The following is a 26,688-nucleotide window of genomic DNA, read 5'->3' on the forward strand; positions in this document are numbered from 1 at the left end:
ACGCCAATTACGCTTTTTCGCTAACCCTCATGGGCATAATTAGATTGAAATTACGCGTAAGCTTGGAACACTTTCTCTCGAAAATTCAGTGTAATGCACTGGCTCATAATCTTCCATAGTTTGCCATACAAATAAAAAATCCAATGCCTCATAAAAAAGGGCACGTGGAGAACGTGCCCTAGGTTATATTTTCAGTGCTCCTGCATTACTGGCGTCTACAATTTGAAGCGATTCGCAATATCCATAATGGCCAAACAGCTCGCGCGAAGTGCTTGGCTTGCTGAGGCCAGTTCATCTGCAGTGCGTAAGCTATTATCAGCCGCGCCAGAAAGCGCATTAATTCGCACGTTCGCTTCATTAGCAGCTTCTGCTTGTTGTTCAGTTGCACGTGCAATTTCACTGCTCATATCGGCAATTTCCGTCATCAGCCTGTCTGCTTCTTGTAAGTTCTGGTTGGCCTGAATAGCGTTATCAACGGTTTTCGTAGATGCAGACTGGCTTACTTTCACGGCATCGACCGCAGCTTTCGCATTGCTTTGTAATTTCTCAATCATCGCCTGAATTTCATCAGTGCTTTGACCGGTACGGCTGGCAAGGGTACGCACTTCGTCAGCAACTACGGCGAAGCCGCGACCTTGTTCACCTGCTCGAGCGGCTTCTATTGCCGCATTTAACGCAAGTAAGTTAGTTTGTTCGGCAATACCTCTAATGACATCCAGTACTGCGCCAATGCTATCCGTCTGCGCTGCAAGTTCAGTTACTACGCTGCTTACACTTTCAATATCTGATGTAAGAGAGCGAATGTCCTTAACGGTATTATCAACCACCGAAGCACCATGCTGTACATTACTGCGTGCGCTGCTGGTACTTTTTTCAGCAGAATCTGCATTGTTGCTCACTTCATTAATTTGCGACGTCATTTGTTCCATCGCGGCGGCGACTTGTAGCATGTTTTCATTTTGGTCTTGCGCTTGCTGATTACTGTTTTTACTCGAGTTTTCAACTAGCTCTGCCTGCTGGGTAAGCGAGTTGATATTCTCTCTGATACCCAGCAGTGACTGTCGCATTTTTTCAGTGTATTGATTAAAGTACCGTGCCAGCCGAGTGACTTCGTCTTGTCCTTTTTCAGGCAGTGAGCGGGTGAGATCGCCTTCGCCTTGCGAGATATCTTTCATGCGCTCTGTTACTTCCTGAACAGGCTTAACAATGCTTCCGCCAATCACGTAGATAAGTAACACCACTAACACAACACTTACAACGCAAAAAACAATCATTACGTTGCGCATGTGGGCGTATTCAGCTTCCAAGTTCGTTAGATAAATGCCTGAACCCACTGTCCAACCCCATGGCTTAAACTCTTTAACATAGGATATTTTATCTGTGGGCTCTGTCTCGCCAGGTAGCGGCCACACATAATCAACAAAGCCATCACCCTGAGATTTCACAAGCCTTGACATGTCGACAAAGAATGCCTTGCCATTACCATCTTTAAATGTGCGTAAATCATTGCCCTCGAGTGCGGGTTTTATGGGGTGCATTACCATGGTTGGCGTTTGATCTTGGATCCAAAAGTAATTGCTACCATCGTAACGCAGTGCTCTAACCGCATCTAGTGCGAGCTGTTTGGCTGTTTCTTCGCTAACGTCATTGCGTGCAGCAAAGCTGCCAAGCATGGTATGAACGACCTCTACCAAGTGCTGGTTTTCTTCGTAAGACTTTTGCTTGAGTGCTTCAAAGTGCCGGTTTAGCACCAGCCCTGTGAGCACAACAAACAACAGAATTATTAAGGCAATAATAATACCCAATCGTTGGATAAGGCTGAAGTTTCGTAACCACATAAACACACACCTACTTATCGTGATTTTTATTTTTTTACTAAGTGTAGACGCTTTTTTTTAGTCCACACCGATTGGTGCGTGATTTTGTGTAAATGTTTAAAGCTATTTTAAGTTTTCGTTGTTTTAAGGGGTGGAAATTGCCTAAATTTATGTTTTTCAACGCCTACATTCGTTCGCCGTCAAATCACTTAGGCATCGTGTAAACGTGAGTGGACTGCCTATATTGGCTTGTTTGCAAAAACTTTGCTGGTAAGAGCTTGGCAGGAGTTTTTTGTGTGCTAACATCCGCGCGAATTTGGCGTCATCGTGATCTTCATCCATAAGTATAAAGTTAAAAAGAAGACTGATGCGTAATTGCGAAGTTTCGACTTCGCTTGTTTTTTAGCCGCTTCCATGACACCGTGGCGCATCTAACCACGGCGGGAACGCTTTTTTATTACAGCTATTTCTATGAAAGGGTTGCAATGCTCATTAACGACACACTTCATACAACATCACCCCTACGCCAGCGCATAAGAGACTATTATCGCATTAGCGAATCAGTCGCGGTGGATCAAATTCTTCCTATTGCAGAGGTGAATCCTCGAGCGCGAAGTCGTGCTTGGGAGCGCGCGCGTAAAATGGTGCTTCAAATTCGTCGTGAACAAGAGGGCCACGGTGGTGTAGATGCGCTGCTAAATGAATACTCACTGTCTACCGCCGAAGGTGTGGTATTGATGTGTTTGGCCGAAGCATTACTTCGCGTACCTGATAAAGCGACGCAAGATGAGCTTATTCGCGACAAATTATCACAAGGCCAGTGGACGCCACACCTTGGTAATTCAGAGTCGCTGTTTGTAAACGCATCTGCATGGGGCTTATTGTTCACCGGCAACATGGTGAACTATGCCGACAAGCGTAAAAAAGAACAGTTTGGTTTATTGAAGAAAACCCTTGGTCGTTTAGGTGAACCTGTTATTCGCCGTGCAATGAACATCGCAATGCGTGTCATGGGCCGCCAGTTTGTTATGGGCGAGACCATTGAAGATGCGGTAGAGCGCGCCAAAGATAAAGAAACCAAAGGGTATGTGTATTCTTACGATATGCTTGGTGAAGGCGCGCGCACCATGCGTGATGCTGACCGCTATTATGATGCATACGTAAAAGCAATTAAGGTGATAGGTAAAGCGGCCAATGGTCGTGGTCCAAAGCGTTCACCAGGTATCTCGGTTAAGTTATCGGCTATTCATCCGCGTTTTGAATTCTCGCATCGCGAGCGCGCAATGGCAGACATTCCGCCACGTTTAAAAGCGCTATGTATGATGGCCAAAGAATACGACATAGGCCTAACAGTTGACGCAGAAGAAGCGGACCGTCTTGAGTTATCACTCGATATCATCGAAGCCGTATTCCGCGACGAAGATCTCAATGGTTGGGAAGGCTTTGGTCTTGCGGTTCAGGCATACCAAAAACGTGCTATTCACGTTATTGAGCACCTACGAGAGCTAACTTTGGAAGTAGGCCGTCCGTTAATGGTGCGCCTAGTAAAAGGTGCTTATTGGGACACAGAAATTAAACTGACCCAGCAAGCTGGCTTGGAAGAATTCCCAGTATTTACACGCAAGTCATCAACCGACGTGTCGTACCACGCGTGTGCTAACCGCTTGCTTGAATATCGCGATACCATTTATCCGCAGTTTGCGACGCACAACGCTTATACCGCGTCTGTGATTGTTGAACTAGCAGGAGACGATAAAGAAGGTTTTGAGTTCCAGTGTCTTCACGGCATGGGCGATACCTTATACGACCAGGTAGTTACGCAAGACAAAATTCAATGTCGCGTGTACGCCCCAGTGGGTGAGCACGAAGACTTGCTGGCCTATCTTGTGCGTCGTCTTCTTGAAAACGGTGCTAACTCTTCGTTCGTTAATGCCATTGTTGATGATGAAAAGCCGGTAGAGTCTTTACTTGAAGATCCTGTCGAGAAAACCCAGCGCTTGAAAGTGCGCTACAACAAGCAAATTAAGACACCTCGCGGCTTGTACGCGCCTGAACGCGACAACTCGCGTGGACTTGACCTTACCGATACCAATGCGGTGACTGCGCTTAAACACGAGCTGGAGCGTTGGCAGGATTATTACAAAGTTACGGGTGATGTGCCTGAAGGCGCAACGCCAGTGCTTAGTCCCACAAATCACGAAGATATTGTGGGTTATCATCACTACGCCACGCCAGAACAAATGCTGTCTGCACTAGATGAAGCACAAACAGGGTTTGACGCTTGGTCGAAACGCGATGTGAAAGAGCGTGCTGAGATTTTAAATCGCACTGCAGACGCACTAGAGCGTCACATGGCGGAGCTTATCGCCATTTGTATGCGCGAAGCTGGTAAGGTTGCACAAGACAGTATTGACGAAGTGCGCGAAGCTGTGGATTTCTGTCGTTACTACGCCGTTCGCGCCGAAGAGCTGGCCGAAGACCAGCGTTTACTTCCTCGTGGTGTGGTGCTGTGTATTAGTCCTTGGAACTTCCCACTTGCCATTTTCTTGGGGCAAGTTGCCGCGGCCTTGGTAACGGGTAACACGGTTATCGCTAAGCCGGCTGAGCAAACCAGTATTATTGCGCAGCGTGCTGTGGATATTATGCAATCGGTTGGTTTACCTGAAGATGCGCTAAAACTTATCGTGTCTCCTGGTAAAGCGGTAGGTGACACCTTGCTACCAGACGAGCGCATTAAAGCGGTGATGTTCACAGGCTCAACCCAAACAGGCACGCTAATATCACAAGTGCTTGCTGAGCGTGGTGGCGAGCAGGTGCCTCTTATTGCAGAGACAGGTGGTCAAAACTGCATGATTGTCGACTCTACGGCATTGCCAGAGCAGGTGGTAGACGACGTTATACATTCCGGGTTCCAAAGTGCTGGTCAACGCTGTTCAGCACTACGTGTACTTTTCGTACAAGAGGAAATCGCAGACGATCTTACCGATATGCTTATCGGCGCGATGAAAGAGCTTACCGTAGGCGACCCTACACAGCTTGCTACCGATGTAGGTCCAGTGATTGACGAAAAAGCCCTTAAAAGCTTAACTGATCATCAGAAATATATGGAAGATAAAGGTAAGTTACTTTATCGCAATGAAATGCCGGCAGGTTTTGATAACGGTACTTTCTTTACGCCAACACTCTATGAAATTGAAAACATCAATGTGCTTGAAAAAGAGGTATTTGGGCCTGTCGTTCACATGGTGCGCTTTAAGTCAAAAGACTTAGACTCGGTATTAGAGCAAATTAATGGTACTGGCTATGGCCTTACTATGGGGATCCACTCGCGTATTGAAGAGCGTGCTAACGAATTAGCCGCAAAGAGTCGTGCGGGTAACGTTTACATTAACCGTAACATGATTGGTGCGATTGTTGGTGTTCAGCCGTTTGGTGGCCGTGGATTGTCTGGTACAGGTCCTAAAGCGGGTGGTCCAAACTACCTATCTCGTCTGATGGTAGAACGTGCAACACCTAAGCCATCGCATATTGATGATGTTGATGCGACAGATGCAGCACTGGTGGGCGATGAGAAAATTGCAGAACGCGCTCACGTCATGATGGATAAAGCGAAAGCGGTTGAAGTACAGTGGCGTCACACACCACTAAACGACCGCATATCAATGGTCCGTCAGCTACTCGCGAAAATAGCGAAAGTAGACATTGTTGATGAGTTAGCCGATGACTTAAATCGTACGTTAGCGACAGCCCGTCAACAGCTTACCAGCGTTGAGCGAAAACTCGCAAAACCGCAAACGTTACCTGGCCCAACGGGCGAGTCGAACAAGTTATATCTTGAGCCGCGCGGTATTCTAGTGTGCTTTGCTGATAAAGACGTAACCTTTGAATATTGGTTGCTTTCCATCGTAACGGCGCTATCTACTGGTAACCCAGTCGTGTCAGTAGTCTCTGAAATTTTCTACGACGAAGCGGTAGAAATTCAGAATAAGTTCGAGTCCACAGGTGCGCCAAAAGGCTTGTTCCAAGTCGCACGTCTGGCACATCTTGATACCTTATTAATGGACGAAGACCTATCTGGCGTTGTGGTTGATTCTAATACAGAGCGCACGGCACGTATTACCGCTATGTTGTCGTCACGTGAAGGCGCAATTTTGCCTGTGATCACTGCAGAGTATAACGATAATCTTATTCAGCGACTGATGACTGAGAAAACGATTAGTATTGATACGACTGCCTCTGGCGGCAATACCTCACTGATGACATTGGTTGAAGACGACGAGTAAGCGTCTAACGTCTATAACGACAAAAAAGGCCAGCATTTATGCTGGCCTTTTTATTACATCCATTCGCTATTTCTACGCTTTCGCTTGGGTAAGTAGGTTAGCAGCACACCCAGTAAAATACCTGCGCCTGCCACCATACCGCCTCGGGTAAACCAGGTTACAAGCTCATCTTTGTTAGCACTGTCAACTTTTGCAGTAAGGCGAGTGACCTCAGCTGCTTGCTCTTCATTAGTTGTCGTCAATGTTGACACTTGCTGGCGTGCATCGTTGAGTTGTTGGCGCAGTCGTGCGTTCTCAGATTGTGCAGATTGTAAACTGCGCTGACTATCCGCTAGCTGTTCACTTATAATCGGCAATTGCTCTGCTTGTGACATGGTATTTGACACAAATCGGCTTTCTACCCAACCAGTGCGGCCTTCGTTGTCGGTAATCTTGGTAAACTCAGCATCATTGTCTCTGTCTAAAACGGTAATAGGGGTGCCCGCTTCTATTGAGCCCAATATGCGATAGTTTCGGCCTGCGCCTGTGTGCATGAAAATAAACAAGTCATCTCTTATATAGTGTGATGACGATGCTTCTAAATCAGCGGTGTCCTGTAGCGAAAATGCTTGAAAAGAGCATGCAACAAGGGCTGCTGCTAACCACTTTCGTATCATATGAAGTCCAATTCTGAGTTTAAAACAACAAGATGGTATTGGTTGACCGCAATAAAGGCAAGTGTGTTCCACTTTTGTCTTAAAGGTACGAGCACTATTGTGGAGCAAAAAAACATCTGCCAACACGAATACATCGGTGTATCGCGATTGCGTAAAGCTATTATCGAAGGTAAGGTGTCAGCATCTAAAGCTGTGCTTAGCGCAACCATGTCAGAAATAGAATTAAAATTTGTCACCGGTGAACATGCTCATGAAGCATTTTCGCAACGTGTATTACCGCTTTTTGAAAAGCACCAAATCAATGTGAAATCGCATAAAGAGATGCGGTTGGAAAATGATTACTACGATACGAGTAAACTGGATTTTCAACAACATAAGATGGGTTTTAGAGTACGTGGAAACAATGGACAGTACGAGCAAACTCTCAAAACCAATGGTGTGGTGAGTGGCGGCTTACATAAACGCTCTGAGTTCAACGTACCGCTTGATAACGCCAGTCCTGATTTAACGCTGTTTGAGCCATCTGTGTGGCCACAAGATTGGGATATCGCTACCAAAAATGACAGTTTATCAAAGCAGTTTAGTACGCACTTTACCCGTCATGCCTATGTTGTGGACCTAGGGGAAAGTACCGTAGAAATTGTATTAGACTGTGGTGAAGCTACTACAGATAAAGCAAGTTCGCCTATCAATGAAATTGAGCTGGAATTAATGTCAGGCGACATTAATAGCCTATTCACGCTGGCAGTCCTAATCAATGACAATATGCCGGTTAGGCTAAGTGACGTATCTAAGGCGGCTCAAGGTTATCAATTGCTCCATGGTTTTAATGCCAAAGTAAGGTACTTGCCTGATTTTCTGGCGCTTGAAGATTCCATATCAACCGAAGAGGCGTTTTGCCTTGCTGTGCAAACTGCCTTAGCGCATTGGCAGCACCATGAGCACGTTTTTTGTGAAAGCGGAGCCATAAAAATGCTTGCCGAAGTGGAAAAGAGTATCCGCTTGTTACTGCAAAGCGTGTCGCTTTATTTACCCGTATTACAATGCCCTGAGTTGTTATCGTTGCACAAAAAATTAGTCGAACACGCTCAGAAATGGAGTTGGCAAGACGATTTACAGAGTCTGCGCTATTTATTGTCTAAAAAAAGCCTGTTCAACAAAACCTTAAGTAAACAACCTGCTATTGTGAGTTATTTGCAAGGGCGTCAGGCTGGCTTAATGCACGCCCATGAACCCGAAAAATTACTGTTTGATAATGACGCTACAGACATTAAACTGCTCGCGATAAAGCTAATTCAGAATAAGCCTTGGCAGAAAGTCGCTACAGGGTATGATCACCCTGTCCTCGACCACGCCAAAGGGTGGTTGTCACAGGGCTGGCAAACCGTACAGCAAAGTATGCCCTTGAGTAAAACCATGGGCCCAGCAAATTATGCCGCGGTAGAAATATTATTGCGTCAAACCCTGTGGAGCGGCTTTTTACTCGGTGACTTGTTTGTAGAAGAGCGTGGCAACTTTCGTGCGCCGTGGCTAGACTTACTGACCGGAATAGACGAGTTGAATGCGCTCTTGATGCTTAAGCAGTCAATTGACGATGCAGAAGTGGAATCTCATGATGAGCTTCGCAAGTGGACGGCCGAAAAACTGACCACGCTAATTAAAGTTATGGAACGTACGCGCACAGTAGCAATGCAGCGCGATATTTATTGGTAGTAAGACACAGTTTCAAGGACGGGCAGTGTCAATGACGGCAACGATGTATAATTATCTTCTTTATATGCTTGTAGCACTGTATTGCGCGGGGCTACTTAGGCTTATTTCTCTTAAAGTGAACTTAACAAGCCGACGCTACCTAGTGGGAGCTTTTGTGTGTTGGCCATTATTCATGTTTGATGAATGGCTAAGATTGGCTAACGCCATTGATTATGCATACCTTTATGGCTTGTCTGAAGTATTTGCAGTGATAGCTGTCACGTGCTGCTATCGCGCCATCAAGCCAATGCTAGTCGATAAGCCGAGTGCACGGCGCCGCCTTTGGTGGCCTGTGGCAGTAACGGGGCTATTTCAATTAAGCGTGTTGCTTATTAGCACACAAGAAAAACAGCAGTGGTTTGTTAATTCGCCTACCGGAGACCCTCTATTTTTATGGCCCGCGTATATCGCGTCGTTACTGGCCGGATTTAGTGTGCTGCTTATCGGTATACTCATTACTGAGCAAATCCAGTTGTATCATCGTCACCTGCCTGAACAAGCTGTTGACATTAAAAAGCTTAAAGCACCACGCCTTGCTGGCGTAATGGGTAGCCTTGTAGGGGTTGCTTTTATGAGTATTTTGCTTGTAACTGCCGCCACTTTTGGTTTTCTGTCCGTGCCATTTTGGGAGAGTTTTCATCACCTAATGTTAGGTGGAGCGATCTTAGTGGTGCTATTTTCACTTACGTTTGTACGTCGAACATCGCCATCTCCCCTTGATTATGAGCGGTTAGATGCTGAGAAGTCGAACCCTTATGAAATCAGCAGTTTAATATCGAAGGCAGAGCGTTACACTATTGAATCGAAAGTGTACAAGGAACGTTTTGTCACCATAGCGCAATTTTGTCAGGGAGCCGATATGGACCCTACTGCACTTGCTCTGGCGTTGCGCCTTTCTGATAAGAAAAACTTTCGACGTTTTATTTTTCACTACCGGTTAGAGTATGCCAAAAACGTGTTACTACGCAGCGATGCAAAAGTGGCGGCAGTGGCTAAACGCGTAGGGATCAATTCGGAAAAATTCTTAAGTGATTATCTGGTGAAGCACCTTCGCCATCGATAGCTAGTGTTCAAGCAAAAAAGGCATTCATCATTATACGATGGGTGAATGTCTTTCTAAGGTAAAAGCCGCGTGGGCGTGTTTTTATTCTTTCGCCATCAGGGTTAAGCGCGTCGGTCAATACTTTCCCGTTTGCTGCCTTAGGGCGAATATGCAGTGCATTGCCTTGCCTTGAGGTTATTGACTCGACATTGCCTGTAGTGATCTGTTCGGTCAACTCTTCCCAATCATCTTTTAATAGTTGATCTTCTTCTTCGCTCGGGCGCCAGTAAAAGCCCGTAGCTACACGTCGCTCAGCCAATGGAATATGTCTCGCGCCCTCAACGGGTAACCATAGTACTTGCTGTAACTTATTGCGCACATTTGACGTCTCCCACGTGATCCCGGGTGTCATGAGCAGTGGGGCAAAACACACATACGTTGTCTCTAATGGCGCAAATTGACCATCAATGGGTATGGTTTTTAATTCAATGCCAAGCTCTGGAAAGTCTTGCTGTGGCTTAGAGCCCGCACTCGCGCCGAGCCATTTTTCAATCAGCATACCTGGCCACCCTTTATGGCGCTGCAAATTAGCCGGAATTGCCACATTGGCCATATCTGCTAACTCGCCAAGAGTAAGTCCTGCAATGGCATGACAACGGGCAAGTAAGTCGTCTGGCGAGGTAGGGGGAGACACTGGAGGTTGCATAAACTACGTTATTTTCCTAATTGAACATCGACGATGAATATTAACACTATGATTGGAGCATAGTTTGTGGAAGAATGAAAACATATAACAGTATAGTGTGCCCGGGAGTCTATGTGATAGATGCCGATGGATTCCGTGCGAATGTGGGCATAGTGATTTGCAACAAAATGGGTCAAGTATTTTGGGCAAGACGTTATGGTCAACATTCATGGCAGTTCCCTCAAGGCGGAATTGATGAAGGGGAATCTGCTGAACAAGCTATGTACCGCGAGCTTCACGAAGAAGTAGGGCTGACACCGAAAGATGTCACTATTTTAAGTGTTACCCGTAACTGGCTTAGATACAAATTGCCAAAGCGATTAATTCGACAAGGTAGTAATCCTGTTTGTATAGGACAAAAGCAAAAATGGTTCTTGTTGCAACTCGATTGTAACGAGCGAGATGTTAATGTACTTAAAACCGGTCATCCTGAATTTGATGATTGGCGGTGGGTTAGCTATTGGTATCCCATTCGCAACGTTGTGTCGTTCAAGCGTGATGTGTATAGACGGGTGATGAAAGAGTTTTCACCGGTTGTGTTATCTGCACAACACCGAACTCAGCAACGCAACAGCCCCATGCCTAGCAAGCGTGGTAAAAAGCGCAGGCGAGGTTGATTGCATGGACGGTGGCCTGCGCAGGCTTAATCAACTCGCGAAAGATGTATGAGCAAGGATTAACGTGTGAGTACTCAACGTAATACAGGCACAATGCTAACCACATTAAAGCGAATAGTGCAGGAAATGAATCAAATTCCTGCGCTAGACACTGCCTTATTTCGTTTAGCTTCTCGCGTCAAACAAACGCTAGATGTCGACTCGTGTTCAATCTATCTTGCTGATTATGACACCCAGGAGTTTATTTTAAAGGCCACTGACGGCTTACATCCTGATGCGGTTGAGCAAGTGCGCATTGGCTTCTCAGAAGGCCTTATTGGTTTAGTGGGTCAACGCGAAGAACCACTCAACATTGTTAATGCACACAGCCACCCTCGCTTTAAACACTACCCCGAAGTTAAAGAAGAAAATTACAATGCGTTTTTAGGCACGCCAATTATCAATCAGCGTCGCGTGTTAGGGGTAATAACGCTGCAACAATCGGAAATGCGCCGTTTCAGCGAAGACGAAGAGGCATTTCTCGTTACACTTGCAGCTCAACTCGCCCTTGAAATTACGAACGCAGATATTCGAGGGGCATTAACGCTTTCATCATCACCCGATAGCATCGCACAGCAAAAAAATGTACGGGGAATAGCGGGTTCGCCAGGACTCGCTATTGGTAAGGGCGTGTCTCCGGACAAGTCGGTTAACTTGAAAAACTGGGTTGTGAAGCGCACTCAGTCGCCCGCCGACCAGATTCAGTTGTACCGCAAAGGTGTGGAGGTAACGCGAGGCCATGTAGACGCGTTATCTAAACGTCTCGATGACGGTATTCCCGATGACGTAAAATCAATATTTCAGCTGTATCACCATTTACTTGATGCCAATAGTTTAGGGCGTGAAGTAGAGGATAAGATCCGCCAAGGGTGGGATGCCGCTTCCTCATTGAAGATGGTTGTAGAAAGCTATGCAGCACGTTTTCAGGCAATGGACGACCCCTACATGCAGGAGCGTGCCATTGACATTATTGACCTGTCTGACCGTATTTTGGCGAACATATTATTTGAAGCAAACGGTCAACAAGTTGAAGAGAAAACAATTACTGTCCCCAGTATTCTGGTAGCAGATGAAGTGTCTGCGCCTATGCTGGCCGAATTTCCCAGAGACAAGCTTAAAGGCATTATTTCAATAAGAGGGTCAAACAACTCTCACGCAGCAATTCTTGCCAGAGCCATGGGTGTACCTGCCGTAATGGGGTGTCAGAATGTCACGCCAGCACTGCTTGAAGACAAAGAAATCCTGCTCGATGGTTACTCTGGTGAAGTCATTGTTTCACCAGAGCGCAATATTAAAGCTGAGTTTATTCAGCTCATTGAAGAAGAGTCGGCAATTGCCGAGAAAATTGATGCTGAGGCCGATAAGCCGTGCGAGAGTATTGATGGCTGTCGTATGTCGCTCTATATCAACGCTGGATTATCCGCCGAAGTTGAGCTTAACGCGGGTCAAATAGGCGCGGGCGTCGGTCTTTATAGAACCGAAATTCCATTTATGCTGCGCGAGCGCTTCCCCTCTGAGCAAGAGCAGGTGAGTTTATATCGTCAGATATTAGAATCTGCGCCTGAACTCCCGATTACGATGCGTACGCTCGACGTCGGTGGTGATAAACCGCTCCCTTATTTCCCTATTAACGAGGAGAATCCGTTTCTTGGTTGGCGAGGCATTAGACTTACCTTAGACCATCCTGAAATCTTTCTTGTACAAGTTAGGGCTATGCTGCGGGCGAGCATAGGTTTGAGCAACCTGCAAATTATGTTGCCAATGATCTCCACCGTGTCAGAAGTGCAAGAAGCAAAACGTTTAATTAACCAAGCATATTACGAAATATCAGACGAGATATCGCCAGAGAATAAAACGATACACAAGCCCAAACTAGGTATTATGTTAGAAGTACCTTCAGTGCTGTATCAATTGCCACAATTGGCAAAGCATGTTGACTTCTTTTCGGTGGGAAGCAACGACTTAACCCAGTATCTCTTGGCCGTTGATCGAAACAACACCCGTGTCGCGGGTCTTTATAACAGCTATCACCCAGCGGTGTTGGGGGCGCTATATGACGTGGTGCAAAAGGCTAATCAAAGCCAGGTGCCAGTTACCATTTGCGGCGAAATAGCGGGTGAGCCTGCTGGCGCCTTGTTACTGATGGGAATGGGATATCGCCGTTTAAGTATGAATGGCTTTAACTTACGAAAGATAAACTGGTTAATTCGCAAAGTTACCTTAGATGAGTGTAAGCAATTACTTTCTTTGGCACTCACATCGGTAAGTCAAGAAGAGGTATTTACGCATTTAAATGAATACCTTGAAACGAAGGGGTTAGGCGGACTGATACGCGCTGGCGCATAGGTGTACAGCGCGTAAACCGTAAATACAACCAAGTGGTCACCTGAATTCGTGCAAGCGGTGCATGCTCTCTCTAGCAGTGTGTGTTACGCTTGTGCGCGACATTTCAAAGGAACAAAACATGGAACCTATGGTTGTTATCCTAGTAAGTTGCTTATTACTAGGCTCCATTGTGGGTATATTGGCGGGTATGTTAGGTATCGGCGGCGGTCTCATCATTGTGCCCGCGCTCTCATACTTACTTGTGCATTTTTTGGGAATGACAACCGAAGCGGTTATGCCAGTGGCTATCGCAACATCGCTTTCAACGATTATTTTCACAGGTATGTCGTCGGCTTTTGCGCATTATCGGCTTGGCAATATTCAGCCAAATGTTGTGTTATATACCGGTATGGGAATAGCGGTGGGGGCTGTTGGCGGTGCCCAGATTGCCAGCCATATTTCAGGTGAAATGTTAAAAGATGTGTTCGCGGTACTCGTTATGCTTATCGCCGCACAAATGATTTTTGGAAAGCAAAAAGCATCAGATAACGAAGCCTCAAAAGCAACACTTGGCGCAGTAGGGAGCGTTGCTGGTACCCTCAGTGCACTGATGGGCATTGGTGGGGGCGCACTATTAGTGCCTGCATTGGTGTGGTTTAAAGTCAATATCCGAGCTGCAATTGGGTGCGCCGCTTTTTGTGGTTTGGTGATTGCAGTTTTTGGTACCGCCAGTTTTATTATTGCGGGTCTCAATGAGACAGACGTACCGAACCATAGTTTAGGGTATGTTTATTTGCCGGCGACAGCGGGTATTGTAGCGACCTCTATGTTCACGGCAAACATTGGTGCTAAATTAGGTCAGAAAGTGAACGTGCGTGTATTAAAGTCAATGCTTGCGTGCTTGCTAGTACTTGTCAGTATAAGAATGATTTTAGGAATTGAATAACATAATGGAACAGAGCAGTTACCTGGTTTTTCCCAGTATCGACCCCGTTATTTTTAGTGTAGGTCCACTTAGCGTTCGCTGGTATGGGCTTATGTACCTAGTGGGCTTTATCGCCGCTTATTTATTGGCGCAGAAGCGACTGTCTCAGACTGACTGGAGTCGAGAGCAGCTCAGTGACTTACTTTTCTGGAGTTTTGTCGGCGTTATTTTAGGTGGCCGTATTGGCTATGTGTTCTTCTACCAATTTGGTATGTTTCTCGACAATCCGCTTTATCTATTCAAGATTTGGGCGGGTGGGATGTCATTCCACGGCGGTTTGCTGGGCGTATTGGCGGCCTTATTCTGGCAAGCTAAGCGCATGAACACCACGTTTTTACAGTTGGGCGATTTTGTCGCGCCCCTCGTGCCAATAGGATTAGGGGCTGGGCGTATCGGTAACTTTTTAAATGCTGAGTTGTGGGGACGTACTACTGATGTGCCGTGGGCCGTCATTTTCCCTAATGCTGGCAATGTGCCCAGACACCCTTCTCAATTATACGAGTTTGTACTTGAAGGCGTGCTATTATTCATAATTTTATGGCTGTTTTCGGCTAAGAAACGCCCCATTGGTGCTGTAAGTGGCTTGTTTTTATTAGGTTATGGCAGCTTCCGTTTTATCGTGGAGTATTTTAGAGAGCCCGACGCACATATTGGCTTATATCAAATGGGACTAAGCCAAGGGCAACTTCTTTGTTTACCTATGATTGCTTTAGGAATAGGATTAATAGTGCGTGCGTATACGCGCAAGAAAGACCGTGTTGAACAGTAAAAAAATATAAGAATAACGATGAAAGAATATCTCGCTCTAATGCGCCATGTACGTGATACGGGTGTGAAAAAGGAAGATCGAACCGGTACAGGAACACTGAGTGTTTTCGGTTACCAAATGCGCTTTAACCTCCAGGAAGGATTCCCGTTGGTGACCACCAAAAAGTGTCACCTTAAATCCATCATTCATGAGCTATTATGGTTTCTAAAAGGTGAAACCAATATTGCGTATTTAAAAGAAAATGGCGTAAGTATTTGGGACGAGTGGGCCACTGACGAGGGCGAGTTAGGCCCTGTGTACGGCCATCAATGGCGAAGCTGGGACAGAGGAGATGGTACTTCTGTCGATCAAATAGCTGAAGTCGTTGAGCAGATAAAAACGAATCCAGACTCAAGACGGTTAATTGTTAGCGGCTGGAACCCCGCAGTGCTACCCGATACCAATTACTCACCAAAAGAAAATGCGGCCATGGGTAAACAAGCATTGCCGCCATGCCATACGCTTTTTCAATTTTATGTTTTAGATGGGAAGCTTAGCTGTCAGTTGTATCAGCGCAGTGGCGATATTTTCTTAGGTGTGCCTTTTAATATTGCAAGTTATGCACTGTTAACCATGATGATGGCACAGGTTTGTGACTTAGAGCCGGGTGATTTCATCCACACGCTAGGTGATGCACACTTGTATTCGAACCATCTTGAACAAGTGGAGTTGCAATTAAGCCGCGAGCCATTTGAACGCCCTACGATGGTTATTAACCCAGAAGTTAAAGATATTTTTGGGTTTAAATTTGAAGATTTCGAACTCAAAAATTACCAGTCACATCCGCATATCAAAGCACCCGTTGCGATATAAGGAGCTACTATGAGTACTCCTATTTTAATTTGCGACGATTCGGGCTTCGCAAGACGCCAAATGGCGCGCAGTATACCCGATGGTTGGGATGTGGATATTTCATTTGCCGAAGATGGCAATCAAGCTCTTACGCTCATTCGTGAAGGTAAGGGCGACGTTGTGTTCTTGGACTTAAATATGCCTGTGATGGATGGCTACCAAACGATGGAAGTTATCCGAGAGGAAGACCTGCCGTGTTTAGTCATTGTGGTATCAGGTGATGTTCAGGCGCAAGCGCGAGAGCGCATGATTGCGTTGGGGGCACTCGATTTTATACGCAAGCCAATAGACAACGAAAAACTGACCCATATTTTATCGTCGTACGGTATTTATAGCGGAAAGGCTGACTCAACAGCGGCTCATACACAAGACAGCGCCACATCGGATGAAGACAAGTTAGATGCTTGCCGTGAAATGGTAAATATTGCCATGGGACGCGCAGGGGAGAGTCTTGCCGAGCTACTCGGCGAGTTTATCGACTTACCCATTCCCAATGTTAACTTAATTGAAAGTAATGAACTTTCAATGGCTGTGGCAGAGATAAATCGCAACGACAGTGTGTCAGCGGTATCAAAAGGGTTTGTCAGTGAAGGTATCAGTGGCGAAGCACTGGTGATTTTCAATGATACAAACTCGCAAAATATTGTAGAGTTACTGAAGTATCCTCCATCTGAGTCTCCCGCCAGCCTTGCGCTTGAGGCGTTGATGGATGTATCGAATATCCTAATAGGGGCATGCTTAAATGGGTTGTCTGAACAGCTGAACGTTGAGTTTAGTCACACGCACCCTGTGTTATTAGGCCAGCACAAAGGCTTGTCGACGTTGTTAAGTGATAACGTGCATCGATGGGGAAAGCTTATGGCCATCGAAATAGGATATGCAATAAAGGCAAGAGATATCTCGTTTGACTTGCTGTTGTTGTTTCCCGGTGACGCCATTAATCAACTGTACTCTCGACTTCTCAACGACGACAAGGACAGTCTATGAGCATCCCAACAGATTCATTTAACTCGGCGACTTTATCTGATTCAACGGCATTGCCTAGTGAGCTCTTAAATTCTATTGAGGTCGGCGTAGTGATCCTCGACCGCACTTTTGAGGTGAAAGTGTGGAACAAATTCATGGAAAACCATGGGGGCATGCGCAGTGTCGATATGGTTGGAAAGAGCTTGTTTAGTCAATTTTCAGAAATTGATGAGCAATGGCTACGTACCAAAGTAGACCCCGTATTTAACCTTAAAAGCCCCGTATTTATCATTTGGGAGCAGCGCCCATATTTGTTTAAGTTTGGATGTAATCGCCCAGTAACCTGTGCTGCAGATCATATGTATCAGAACGTGACTATGTTCCCTATTGTCGATAAAGCGGGCCATGTCGAGCAGTTTTGCATGTTGGTTTACGATGTGACAGAGCAGGCGTTGGGGAAACTCGGCATGGAGCACTTAAACGAAGAGTTAAAAACGGCCAGTCGCGTCGATGGCCTAACTGGGTTGTACAATCGCCGCTATTGGCAAGAACGCTTCGATGAAGTGTTCAAGTTGAGTAAACGCCGCGGAAAACCAAGCACAGCAATGATGCTGGATATAGACCACTTTAAACGTATTAATGATACCTATGGTCACCAAGCCGGCGATAAAGTAATTAAAATGCTCGCTGCGCTGATCAAACGTTGCATCCGCGAAACAGATTTAGCAGGTCGCTATGGTGGTGAAGAGTTTGCAATCATCTTGACCGACTCGGCGTTGGACAATGCAAAAGTAGTGGCTGAACGCATTCGTCAGTTCGCTCAGCGCTTAGAAGTTGAGCATGAGGGAAAAACCATTCGCTTTACCATCAGTTTAGGCTTGGCGGAGTTTGATTCCAACATTAAAGGCGCAATGGGCTGGCTTGAACTGGCTGACCAAGCCCTTTATGAAGCCAAGCAAAACGGCAGAAATCAGCACCGAGTATTTGAATCGGTAACGCTTTAGCTAAACATCAAAACACCCAATATGCGCTTAAATGGTAAGTTTAAGCGTATTTTTAAGCTCTTGAAAGGTAATGGGTTTGACGAGGTGATAGCGCATTCCAGCCCTTAATGAGGCTTCCTTATCGTCTCGTTGTGCATTGGCAGTAAGTGCAATAATAGGGAGGTCTGGATTGCGTTCCCGTAATATCTTTGCTACTTCTAAGCCGCTTAGATCGGGCAAATTGATGTCGAGCAGAACACAATCATACGCGCTTTCATTTGCGCGAATAATGGCATCGTCACCGTTGTAGCAGATAGTCACGGCATGCCCCATACATGTCAACATGTGCTCCACCATTTCCGCATTAATTGGCTCGTCTTCAACAACCAGTATGTTTGCTCGTGTAACGGGGGCCATTATCTTCGTTTTATTCATGGCTAAATTATGCAGCGTGTCGACAAGTCTCTGTTTATCAATGGGCTTCACGAAACTTTGATAAATGGGTAAATCGGAGTTAGCAATGATATTGGCAATATCGGGGGTAGCAGAGAGTACGACGACAGGGGGGACGCGCTCGCCGTAAATCGCTGAGAGGGTTTTAACTAACTCGAGTCCTGTCATACCTGGCATGTATAAATCGGCAATGATAGCGCTGAACTGCAGTACTTCATCGTGAAGGTTAATCAATTCGGCACCAGATGAAAAGGTACGTGCGCTGAAGCCTTGCGAGGTAATGATTGATTGTAAATGAAGACGTGAGATCTCCAGATCATCGACTACAGCAAATTTAGCATTAGACGGAGAAGATACCTCAATGATAGGTGTTTCCAACGGTTTGATAGGAATATGCACCTTGAACTCACTACCGACCCCTACGGTGCTATTTACACTCAATGAACCACCTAGCTTATCAAGACTGCGCTTAGCCACCGATAAGCCAATACCCGCGCCAGAATAACGATGCGTAGTAGCATGCTTTCCGCGGTAGAAGCGATCAAACATTTTCGCTTGTGTGTCGTCGTCAATACCCATACCAGTATCGCTGATAATAACAACAAGGAAAATACCTTGGTGTTTTACCAGCGTTGTAATGGTGACGTCGATTAGGCCAGATGAAGTAAATTTTACCGCGTTGTCTAAAATGGCGGTAACGACTTTAGTAATAGCAACAGGGTCAGATTCAACAAAATGCGGCACACTATGGCTGCAATGCATATTCAACTCAACTTTCTTGTCTTTTACTTGAATCGAAAAGGGGGAAATACACTCATCAAGGAGCCCAATTAAATCAATAGACTGGGGTTGTAGGTCGTCTTCTATATTGTCTGACAATAGTTCGGTTAAATTATTGGTTAGACTGAGTAATCGATAGCTTGATTGCTCAGCTTGCTGGATAAGTCGACTGCGCTGCGCTTCCATATTGGGAATAAGCTCTAGTGCACTGATAATTACGCTAATAGGTGCTCGAAACTCGTGACTAATAAGTTGAATAAACTCTTTTTGATGACGCTGCTCTTTATCAGCGAAAGACACGCGAAGCGCTGAACGATGTAACAGCGAAGTGGATTTATGAGGCTGATTCTTGCTAAACAGCCACGCAATTACTTGAATTAATGCCAGCGTAATAACTGAAAAAATGAGTACAAGCACTATCTGTTGCCTAATCGATGATATTTGGTTTTGAAGTGCGCTCTCTTGAGATTGAATAGCATTGATTAATGGTGTAAGCGTAAATACAGCGTTAAGCAGCTGAGCGGCTTGTTCAGAGGGCAGTACAGCCAGGGTGTATATTTGAAGCATAGTATCTTGAATAACACTGTGGTTTGCTTCTCGCATTAGGCTGCGTTGCTTGACCTCAAATGCTTCAAAGGAGAGTTCATTCTCAACGAATTTGATTTCCTGTTCTTGTGCAAAATGTGTTGCTATCCGTTGATAAGTGGCTAGTAAGTTTTCTTGCAAAGGCGCTACCAGGGCAATATTTTGGCTGTACTGGTAACGATTGATCTGTTGTTCAGTTGAAATTAGCGCGTCTTCGAATGCACTGTGTTGTTTCAATGCTGAAATCGCGTGCTGTTGCTGGTTGAGTATGTGAGTAAGTGATGCGAGCGTGACAAGGACAATGATGACCATCGCCACCTTAACTTTCGACAGTGCACGCTCGCGGCGGGTGTTTTTGACCCTTTTGTTTGAATGACTAAGCTTCTCCGTTACCAAAGTACTTCCTTGCAGTGACATGGCTATCTCAACGCGTTAACAGAACATGAATATTTCTTTCCTAATTAACTGTAGATAACTTATGTTTACTTGCAAGGTTACGAGTAAAAAATAACACTTAGTTATTTGAATATTCGACTTTTTTTATATTTTCGCGAATGCTATACAGAAAGCACAAGCTGGGTATGACCATGAGGGCTGTAGCAATAAAAAACAGGCTCCAATTACCGTCAAGGGCGTCAACAACAAATCCACTGCTTGAGGCCACCAGTGTGCGTCCAGCAACACTTAATGAGGCCATAAGCGCATACTGGGTAGCGCTGAACGCACGATTGCAGAGCAACGATATGAACGCCACCATAGCGACAGTGCTCCATGCACCTGTAAAACCATCCACTATCACGGTTATTGCTAACAAGCCCGTTGATGGGCCTGTCTGTGCAATTAGCGCAAACATGAGGTTAGAGGCCGCCATGGCAATGCCCGCAATCATTAGCCCTTTGTAAATGCCGTAGCGAATATTAACCAGGCCACCTAAAAGCGAAAATACAATAGTAACCCACCAATTGAGCAGCTTTGAGTACGTACCTATATCGCTATTTGAAAAGCCAATCTCTTTGTAAAAGACGATACTCATACGTCCCAAAAATGCTTCACCAATCTTGAACAAAAATATAAATAACAGGAAAGAGGCAGCTAGTTTCACGCCGTTTCGACTGAAAAACTCTGAGAAAGGCGTTATTAATGTCGTTCGCAGCCAATATAGAACGCCGCTGCCAGTGTCATGCGTTATTTGGCTTAAAAGTGCTTTTCTATCAATTTCAGGCTCGTTGGTCAGCAATGTCGCAACCATTAGCAGAAGCATCATGAAGGCTAAAAGTAGATAGATATCAGGCCATGTGTAGGCGGTATAGTCGGCAAGATAAAAGGGAATTGCACCTAAGCCACCGTAGCCTGTCCACCATCCTGCAGTGGCGACAGAAGAAGCCGCTGACATACCATCTTTGTCATTCTCTGCAATGGTATCTATGCGAAAGCCATCAATGGCTATATCTTGTGTGGAAGAGGCAATAGCAATGAAAAGGCCTACAAGTGCAATATAAAATAAATCAGTAGTAGCACTCAGTTGAGACATAACAAGGCAGCACACAACAACAGCACCTTGCATAGCCATAATCCAGCCTCGGCGCTGCCCTAAAAAAGGTGGCTTGAGTTTGTCTAGTAAGGGCGACCATAGAAAGTTAAACGAATACGTGGCAAAGATAATGCCGAATAACCCAATTGCAGAACGTGATAAGTTTTCGTCTTTGAGCCAAGCAGAGAGCACAGAACCAATCATTATCCATGGAAAACCACTGGATATTCCGAAACAAAAAATACTCAGAAAGCGTTTGTCTTTATAGGTGTTTAATGCAGAGAACAAATAAGTTAGCCCTTGGCGAGTATGCAAAAATGTCATTGAGCCATGAACATTGATGATAAGCAACCTAGAGAATGGTTTTTATTGTGGTAAGAGAGGAGAACGCGTGGGTTAGGGACGAACACCCACACAGTCTAAAGGGCAATGCCCTAATCCATCAAGAAAGTTGACGCAGTTACTTAATTCGTCGAAGAGGTATTTATCGTTTTCAAGTTTATCGCCATTCCAATAATGCACTTGGTGTAATAGATGCCAAAAAACACGTTCTTTTGGCGTATATGGCTGTGTTAATGTGTAATCAATCTGGCTCCACTCTTCCATGCTGTCCCAAAAGAAGAGCTCGAGTTCCTCCGCGGGAAGTTCGCCCTGCCAGAATGCTTTCAAATAAAAACACAGTTGCTTCGCTTTACTATCTACGAAATCTTGAACAGTCACGAGGTGCCCAACCGTATTTGCTTTATACAAGTATTATAGTTCATAACAATCTAACTGCTCGTTAGCAGGCCATTGCGTAGTGCGTTTTCTCATTAGGTAATTGTTTTCTAGATTAATTTAGCGTAATCCCTCGAACAGAGATTTACCAGCCTAGATGACGTGTCCAGCCAATAGTAGTGTTTGTAAGTGTATGAATATAAGAGCTTTCTTGATCTGGCTTTATACTAAAGACTAATGGTGTGCCTGATATCTCAACCTGCCGATAGTGCATTTTTAGTGCATTTTTTGCACTCACTCGTCGCTGTGCTGCGGTGCTTGATGCCCAGTTACTGTAGTTGTCCACAGCAAGATCTAGGACCGGAAAGTCTGATTGGGCAATATTATCAACGACTAAGTCGTTAATTGTGGAATCTGGCCAAAATGGGGAAATAGCGACAAATGTGTCAGGGTGAAGTGACGGTTGTGTGCTTGCTAGTGACAAAAAGCTCGCTGCCAGCATGCCTTGTGCGATAATTAGTCGGTAACCTTGTCGCTCTTGAAGATAGTTATTAAGTGCGTTCAGTTGCATGCCCAATTTGTTTTTTGTGTCGTCAAAATCGAGATGCTGAGTAAGCTGATTACTTCGAGGATGGATGTCTGGGTCCATCGTCATTACACTATCTGATTGATCTGGTGAGTTTTCGCTTTCTACTTGCGAAGTGGCTTGAGCGTTATTGTGCAACGGTTGCTCAAATGGGCTGATAATCACGTTCCAGCCTTTTTCGGCCAGTTTTTCAGCCAACATGTCGCCCTGTCCCATCGTTAATCCCGCTGGGGACAATTCACTAATGATAATAGCAGTTCCCAGTGGCAAGGGGGTATGTGCATCAACTTCGACAATGGGCAAAATAGTGTCGCCAGCGATAATTTCTGTTACCTGACCGGGTAAGTATGCATGGCTAATATCGGCAAAAAAGTCACCTGCAGCGGCAGATGAATACACGGTGGGTATCATCAAAAATAGAAGCGAGCACAGATGCTTAATCATTGTTTGCGAACCAGTCCTAACGAAAAAAGCGCTTTAACTAAAATAGTCTACATACGGTATATCGGCCTAATGACAAATATCTGCAATCCAAATATTGCGAATAGTTCGCTGCCCAAGGTTTATTCCTAGCGTGATTTAGTCTTGAGAAAGTGGTTGGGCGAGAACATGACTAAACGGCGCTGGGCATTGAAAATTGAGCCATTGCTTGGTAGATGGATGCGTAAAGCATAGGCTCTCAGCGTGCAACTGTAAGCGTGAAGCCATGGCCAAAGCGCTGTCATGTGCATAAAGCCTATCACCCAAAATTGGGTGACCAAGTTCTAGCATATGCACTCGCAGCTGATGTGAGCGCCCTGTAATGGGGTAAAGCGCAACAAGTGAAAATGGACGCCCGTTTGCATCATGCGTGCGTTCAACTACTTCAAAGTGCGTTAACGCGTGTTTTCCCCGTTCAAAATCAACCATCTGCTTTGGTCTATTAGGCCAGTCGCAAATTAACGGTAAATCTACTTCGCCGATATCTTGAGCTATATGGCCAAAGACGCTGGCAAAGTAACGCTTTTTTGTTTTTCTAAGCTCAAATTGCTTGGAGATATGACGATGGCTATCTTTGTTCAACGCCATCACCATAATACCCGATGTGGCCATATCGAGTCGATGTACCACCGATGCAGTTGGCAATACCGCGTTGACCCGAGAGATCAACGCATCCTTATGCTCAGCGGCCTTGCCCGGTACGCTTAATAGTCCACTGGGCTTATGTGCTACAACAATGTCCTCATCTCGATAAAGGAAATCGAGATAAGGCATCATGGGTGGTTTGTACACAAAACTTGGATTTGCCATTAAGGGTTATTCACCACTATGCGCAGTGCGTCTAGCTGGACATCTGCTTCTTGAATAACTTTATCTAACGCATTCATTTGGGTTTCGATAAATTCTATTTCACTGTCGCGCACTGCAGGGTTGCGTTTTTGCAGGTCTCTTAATCGCTGAATCTCGCCATTTAGCGTATTGTGCATAGTTGCTAGCGCATCGTGCTGCTTTTGGTTTGCTTCTTGATGTGCAAGTTTACGCGCTTTTTCTATCGCTAATTCAAGCGGCTGTTGTAGCGCTTTAATTAGCTGTGCTGATATTTTTCGGCCTACTTTGCGTTTTACATCAAAACTTAAATCAGACGGTTTGCCTTGAGCATCCAAACACACTCTTACTGGTGTTTGCGGTAAAAAGCGACCTAATTGAAGTGCTTTTGGTGCTTGCGCGTGCAATACAAAAAGCGCCTCTATCCAATAGGCACCCTTAGGCAGCGAAGGTTCAGCGATGAAGCCCATACTACTTTTGCCGTGCACATCGGTAAGCACCACATCAATTGCAGTATGCACTAGCGGATGGTCCCAACTTAAGAACTGCACGTTCTCTAGTGTAGTAGCCACACGGCGTTTGTATGTCACTGTCATGCCCTCAGGATCGAGTCCTGGTAATTGGCTAACCATGGACTCCGTTGGCATAAGAATGAAGCAGTCGTTACCCTTTTCGTCTTGTTGAACGCCTATGGCGTCGAAAACACGCCCCATAAAGCGCGATAAATCTTGCTCACTATCTAACGTAATAATATCTTCAAGCAGTTGCTCGACACGTCCTTCACCCGAGGCATTAAGCTCAAGCAAACGGTCTCGTCCAGCTTCAAGTTGCGCTACAAGCTGGCTGTTAAGCGTAATACTCATGTTGACAAGTTCGTCGCGGGCGGCCATATCATCAGGACGTAAGCATGCGCCAATCAATAGTGGCTTCACATCGTCAAATACGCCTGACCCTGTCGGACAGGTTTTTTCAAAGGCATTGAGCCCTTCATGGTACCAGTCAAGCAACACGTGTTGTGCGGTCTTGGCTAAGTAAGGTACGTGAATTTGTACCGTCTGTGTCTGGCCAATTCGGTCTAGTCGACCAATACGCTGTTCAAGTAAGTCAGGAGTAATAGGCAAATCAAACAGGACTAGGTGATGTGCAAATTGGAAGTTACGACCTTCACTACCTATTTCGCTACACAACAGTATTTGCGCCCCTTCTTCTTCATCGGCAAAGTAATGTGCTGCTTTGTCGCGCTCTACAATACTCATGCCTTCATGGAAAACGCTATGACGAATGCCTGTTTGAGTTCGAATTACTTCACCTAGCTCTTGTGCGGTACGGGCGCTAGCACAGATAAGTAGGATCTTTTCTGGCTTTACGTTTTGCATGAAGTCGAGTAGCCAAGCAACTCGCGGATCGTGCTTGGTCCAACTGTTAACGACACTTGCCATTCGCTCTGGGTAGAGCGAATAAGTGAGGTCGCCGCCGGAAACCGCATCTGAGTATACTTCAGGGAGAGCAAGCTCATAGGCGCTTAACTTACGTTCTGGGAATCCTTCGATATTGGCGCGACGGTTTCTAAATAGCATTCGTCCCGTGCCGTGGCAGTCAATGAGTTGATGCAAAAGCGCGTGTCGATTGTTTGAATCAGACAAATCACCTGCGTGCTCCATAACATCAGGCGCGAATTCGGCAAGCTTATTGCGCTGTTTATCATTCGGCTCTGCGTCAGATAAAAGTGGTGCTACGGCATCGGCGAGTTGGCTGTATTTAGATTCTTCTTCTAAGAAAGCGTCGTAGCTATGAAAGCGAGCAGGGTCGAGTAGTCTAAGACGTGCAAAATGACTCTCGTGGCCTAGCTGGTCGGGCGTTGCAGTAAGCAGTAATACCCCTGGAGTTTTATTCGCCAAGGCTTCTACACATAAGTATTCTGCAGAAGGATTATCGCTTGACCATGCAAGATGGTGCGCCTCATCGACAACCATCAAGTCCCAGCTAGCGGCTTGAATTTGCTGTTGTCGCTTTTCACTTTGGCTTAAGAAATCGATACTGCATAACACAAGCTGATCGTTCTCAAAGGGGTTAACGTCGCCTTCGTCAGACGCCTCACTGGCTTCTAATGCCTCGCAGCGACTTTCATCGTAAATAGAAAATGGCAGATTAACGCGACGCAGCATTTCTACCAGCCATTGGTGTACCAATGAATCTGGCACCAGTATTAGCACGCGTTCTGCACGGCCTGTTTTTAGTTGCTGGTGGATAATAAGTGCTGCTTCAATGGTTTTACCCAAGCCTACTTCGTCGGCTAGCAAAACGCGTGGCGCGTGACGACCACCTACTTCAGAGGCAATATGAAGCTGGTGCGGAATAAGTGATATACGCGCGCCAGCTAGGCCAATAGTACTTGAGCGAAGGTAATCGTATTGGTAATCCAAAGCGCGCTCGCGCAAGTCAAACCACTTCGGGTGGTCAAGCTGTTGGCTGAACAGTCGCTTTTCTGGTTGGTTCAAACGAATGTGGTGATCAAGCATGGTTTCGGGTAAACGTGCTTGAGCCTTAGTATCTTCACGTAGACCGTGATATATAAAAACACCTTGGCTTTCTTCTTTTTCGGTAATGGTCATTTCCCAGCCATCTTGGCTTTTTACCGTGTCGCCAATTTCAAAGATAAGTCGTGTTAATGGCGCTTCTTGCTTGGTATACATTCGCGCATCGCCAGTGGCTGGATAAAGCACTTCTACAGAACGAAAATCGACACCAATAATGGCACCTAAACCAAGCTCTGTTTCGGTATTACTTAACCAACGTTGACCTACTGAAAATTGACTGTCTGAACTCATAAATCACTAACCTTTTTTGCGGGGGCGGTATTG

The 26,688-nt window shown here is 45.6% G+C and carries 19 protein-coding genes; 10 read left to right on the plus strand and 9 right to left on the minus strand.

Annotated elements, in window-relative coordinates; genetic code table 11:
- Positions 1-215: 215 nt before the first annotated feature.
- Positions 216-1,838: a methyl-accepting chemotaxis protein gene (locus OZ660_RS02775; protein WP_274742484.1), complete on the minus strand. Its 1,623-nt coding sequence runs from the start codon at positions 1,836-1,838 to the stop codon at positions 216-218.
- A gap of 464 nt (positions 1,839-2,302) precedes the next feature.
- On the opposite strand from OZ660_RS02775, the gene putA reads away from it, so the two are divergent.
- Positions 2,303-6,100: a bifunctional proline dehydrogenase/L-glutamate gamma-semialdehyde dehydrogenase PutA gene (gene putA, locus OZ660_RS02780; RefSeq protein WP_274742485.1), complete on the plus strand. Its 3,798-nt coding sequence runs from the start codon at positions 2,303-2,305 to the stop codon at positions 6,098-6,100.
- Between the two features lie 53 nt (positions 6,101-6,153).
- Here the strand turns inward: putA and OZ660_RS02785 are convergent, their stop codons facing one another.
- Positions 6,154-6,756, minus strand: coding sequence for a TIGR04211 family SH3 domain-containing protein (locus OZ660_RS02785; protein ID WP_274742486.1), 603 nt, complete (start codon positions 6,754-6,756; stop codon positions 6,154-6,156).
- A 207-nt stretch (positions 6,757-6,963) separates the two neighbouring features.
- Between OZ660_RS02785 and OZ660_RS02790 the strand changes: the two genes are divergently transcribed.
- Both OZ660_RS02790 and OZ660_RS02795 read left to right on the plus strand, forming a co-directional pair.
- Positions 6,964-8,469 (plus strand): CYTH domain-containing protein, encoded by a 1,506-nt coding sequence (locus tag OZ660_RS02790; protein WP_202263431.1) that lies wholly within the window; start codon positions 6,964-6,966, stop codon positions 8,467-8,469.
- A gap of 154 nt (positions 8,470-8,623) precedes the next feature.
- Positions 8,624-9,571 (plus strand): DNA mismatch repair protein, encoded by a 948-nt coding sequence (locus tag OZ660_RS02795; RefSeq protein ID WP_274742487.1) that lies wholly within the window; start codon positions 8,624-8,626, stop codon positions 9,569-9,571.
- Between the two features lie 7 nt (positions 9,572-9,578).
- Here OZ660_RS02795 and mutH read toward each other — a convergent pair whose 3' ends face one another.
- Complete coding sequence (gene mutH / locus OZ660_RS02800) at positions 9,579-10,256, minus strand: DNA mismatch repair endonuclease MutH (RefSeq protein WP_274742488.1); 678 nt, start codon at positions 10,254-10,256, stop codon at positions 9,579-9,581.
- Between the two features lie 113 nt (positions 10,257-10,369).
- Here mutH and rppH point away from each other — a divergent pair, with 113 nt between their 5' ends.
- From rppH to OZ660_RS02835, 7 genes are all read left to right on the plus strand, one after another.
- Positions 10,370-10,912: an RNA pyrophosphohydrolase gene (rppH, locus tag OZ660_RS02805; RefSeq protein ID WP_274742489.1), complete on the plus strand. Its 543-nt coding sequence runs from the start codon at positions 10,370-10,372 to the stop codon at positions 10,910-10,912.
- A 93-nt stretch (positions 10,913-11,005) separates the two neighbouring features.
- The gene (gene ptsP / locus OZ660_RS02810) at positions 11,006-13,297 is read left to right on the plus strand and encodes a phosphoenolpyruvate--protein phosphotransferase (protein WP_274743424.1); all 2,292 of its coding nucleotides are present in this window, start codon (positions 11,006-11,008) and stop codon (positions 13,295-13,297) included.
- 118 nt (positions 13,298-13,415) lie between these two features.
- Positions 13,416-14,222 carry a sulfite exporter TauE/SafE family protein gene (locus OZ660_RS02815; protein WP_274742490.1) on the plus strand — a complete coding sequence of 269 codons (807 nt, stop codon included), beginning with the start codon at positions 13,416-13,418 and terminating at the stop codon, positions 14,220-14,222.
- Positions 14,223-14,226: 4 nt separating this feature from the next.
- Positions 14,227-15,030, plus strand: a complete 804-nt coding sequence (gene lgt, locus OZ660_RS02820; protein ID WP_274742491.1) for a prolipoprotein diacylglyceryl transferase — start codon at positions 14,227-14,229, stop codon at positions 15,028-15,030.
- A gap of 18 nt (positions 15,031-15,048) precedes the next feature.
- Positions 15,049-15,882, plus strand: coding sequence for a thymidylate synthase (locus OZ660_RS02825; protein ID WP_159624177.1), 834 nt, complete (start codon positions 15,049-15,051; stop codon positions 15,880-15,882).
- Positions 15,883-15,891: 9 nt separating this feature from the next.
- Positions 15,892-16,908, plus strand: a complete 1,017-nt coding sequence (locus OZ660_RS02830) for a response regulator (RefSeq protein ID WP_202263436.1) — start codon at positions 15,892-15,894, stop codon at positions 16,906-16,908.
- Positions 16,905-17,891 (plus strand): sensor domain-containing diguanylate cyclase, encoded by a 987-nt coding sequence (locus OZ660_RS02835; protein WP_202263437.1) that lies wholly within the window; start codon positions 16,905-16,907, stop codon positions 17,889-17,891. The genes OZ660_RS02830 and OZ660_RS02835 overlap by 4 nt, the downstream gene beginning before the upstream one ends.
- Before the next feature lie 27 nt (positions 17,892-17,918).
- On the opposite strand, the gene OZ660_RS02840 is transcribed toward OZ660_RS02835, so the two are convergent.
- The 6 genes from OZ660_RS02840 to rapA all read right to left on the minus strand — a co-directional run bounded on the left by OZ660_RS02840 (position 17,919) and on the right by rapA (position 26,655).
- Positions 17,919-20,105, minus strand: coding sequence for a hybrid sensor histidine kinase/response regulator (locus tag OZ660_RS02840; RefSeq protein WP_274742492.1), 2,187 nt, complete (start codon positions 20,103-20,105; stop codon positions 17,919-17,921).
- A gap of 97 nt (positions 20,106-20,202) precedes the next feature.
- Entirely contained in the window at positions 20,203-21,543 is a 1,341-nt protein-coding gene (locus OZ660_RS02845; RefSeq protein WP_274742493.1) for an AmpG family muropeptide MFS transporter, read from the minus strand.
- 72 nt (positions 21,544-21,615) lie between these two features.
- Positions 21,616-21,939 (minus strand): hypothetical protein, encoded by a 324-nt coding sequence (locus OZ660_RS02850; RefSeq protein ID WP_274742494.1) that lies wholly within the window; start codon positions 21,937-21,939, stop codon positions 21,616-21,618.
- A 142-nt stretch (positions 21,940-22,081) separates the two neighbouring features.
- The gene (locus OZ660_RS02855; RefSeq protein ID WP_274742495.1) at positions 22,082-22,966 is read right to left on the minus strand and encodes a DUF3530 family protein; all 885 of its coding nucleotides are present in this window, start codon (positions 22,964-22,966) and stop codon (positions 22,082-22,084) included.
- A 135-nt stretch (positions 22,967-23,101) separates the two neighbouring features.
- Positions 23,102-23,812, minus strand: a complete 711-nt coding sequence (locus tag OZ660_RS02860; RefSeq protein ID WP_274742496.1) for a pseudouridine synthase — start codon at positions 23,810-23,812, stop codon at positions 23,102-23,104.
- Positions 23,812-26,655 carry an RNA polymerase-associated protein RapA gene (rapA, locus tag OZ660_RS02865; protein ID WP_274742497.1) on the minus strand — a complete coding sequence of 948 codons (2,844 nt, stop codon included), beginning with the start codon at positions 26,653-26,655 and terminating at the stop codon, positions 23,812-23,814. Before rapA ends, OZ660_RS02860 begins: the two co-directional genes overlap by 1 nt.
- Positions 26,656-26,688: the final 33 nt, after the last annotated feature.

It is taken from the genome of Alteromonas sp. 009811495 (assembly GCF_028865455.1).
Classification (GTDB): domain Bacteria; phylum Pseudomonadota; class Gammaproteobacteria; order Enterobacterales; family Alteromonadaceae; genus Alteromonas.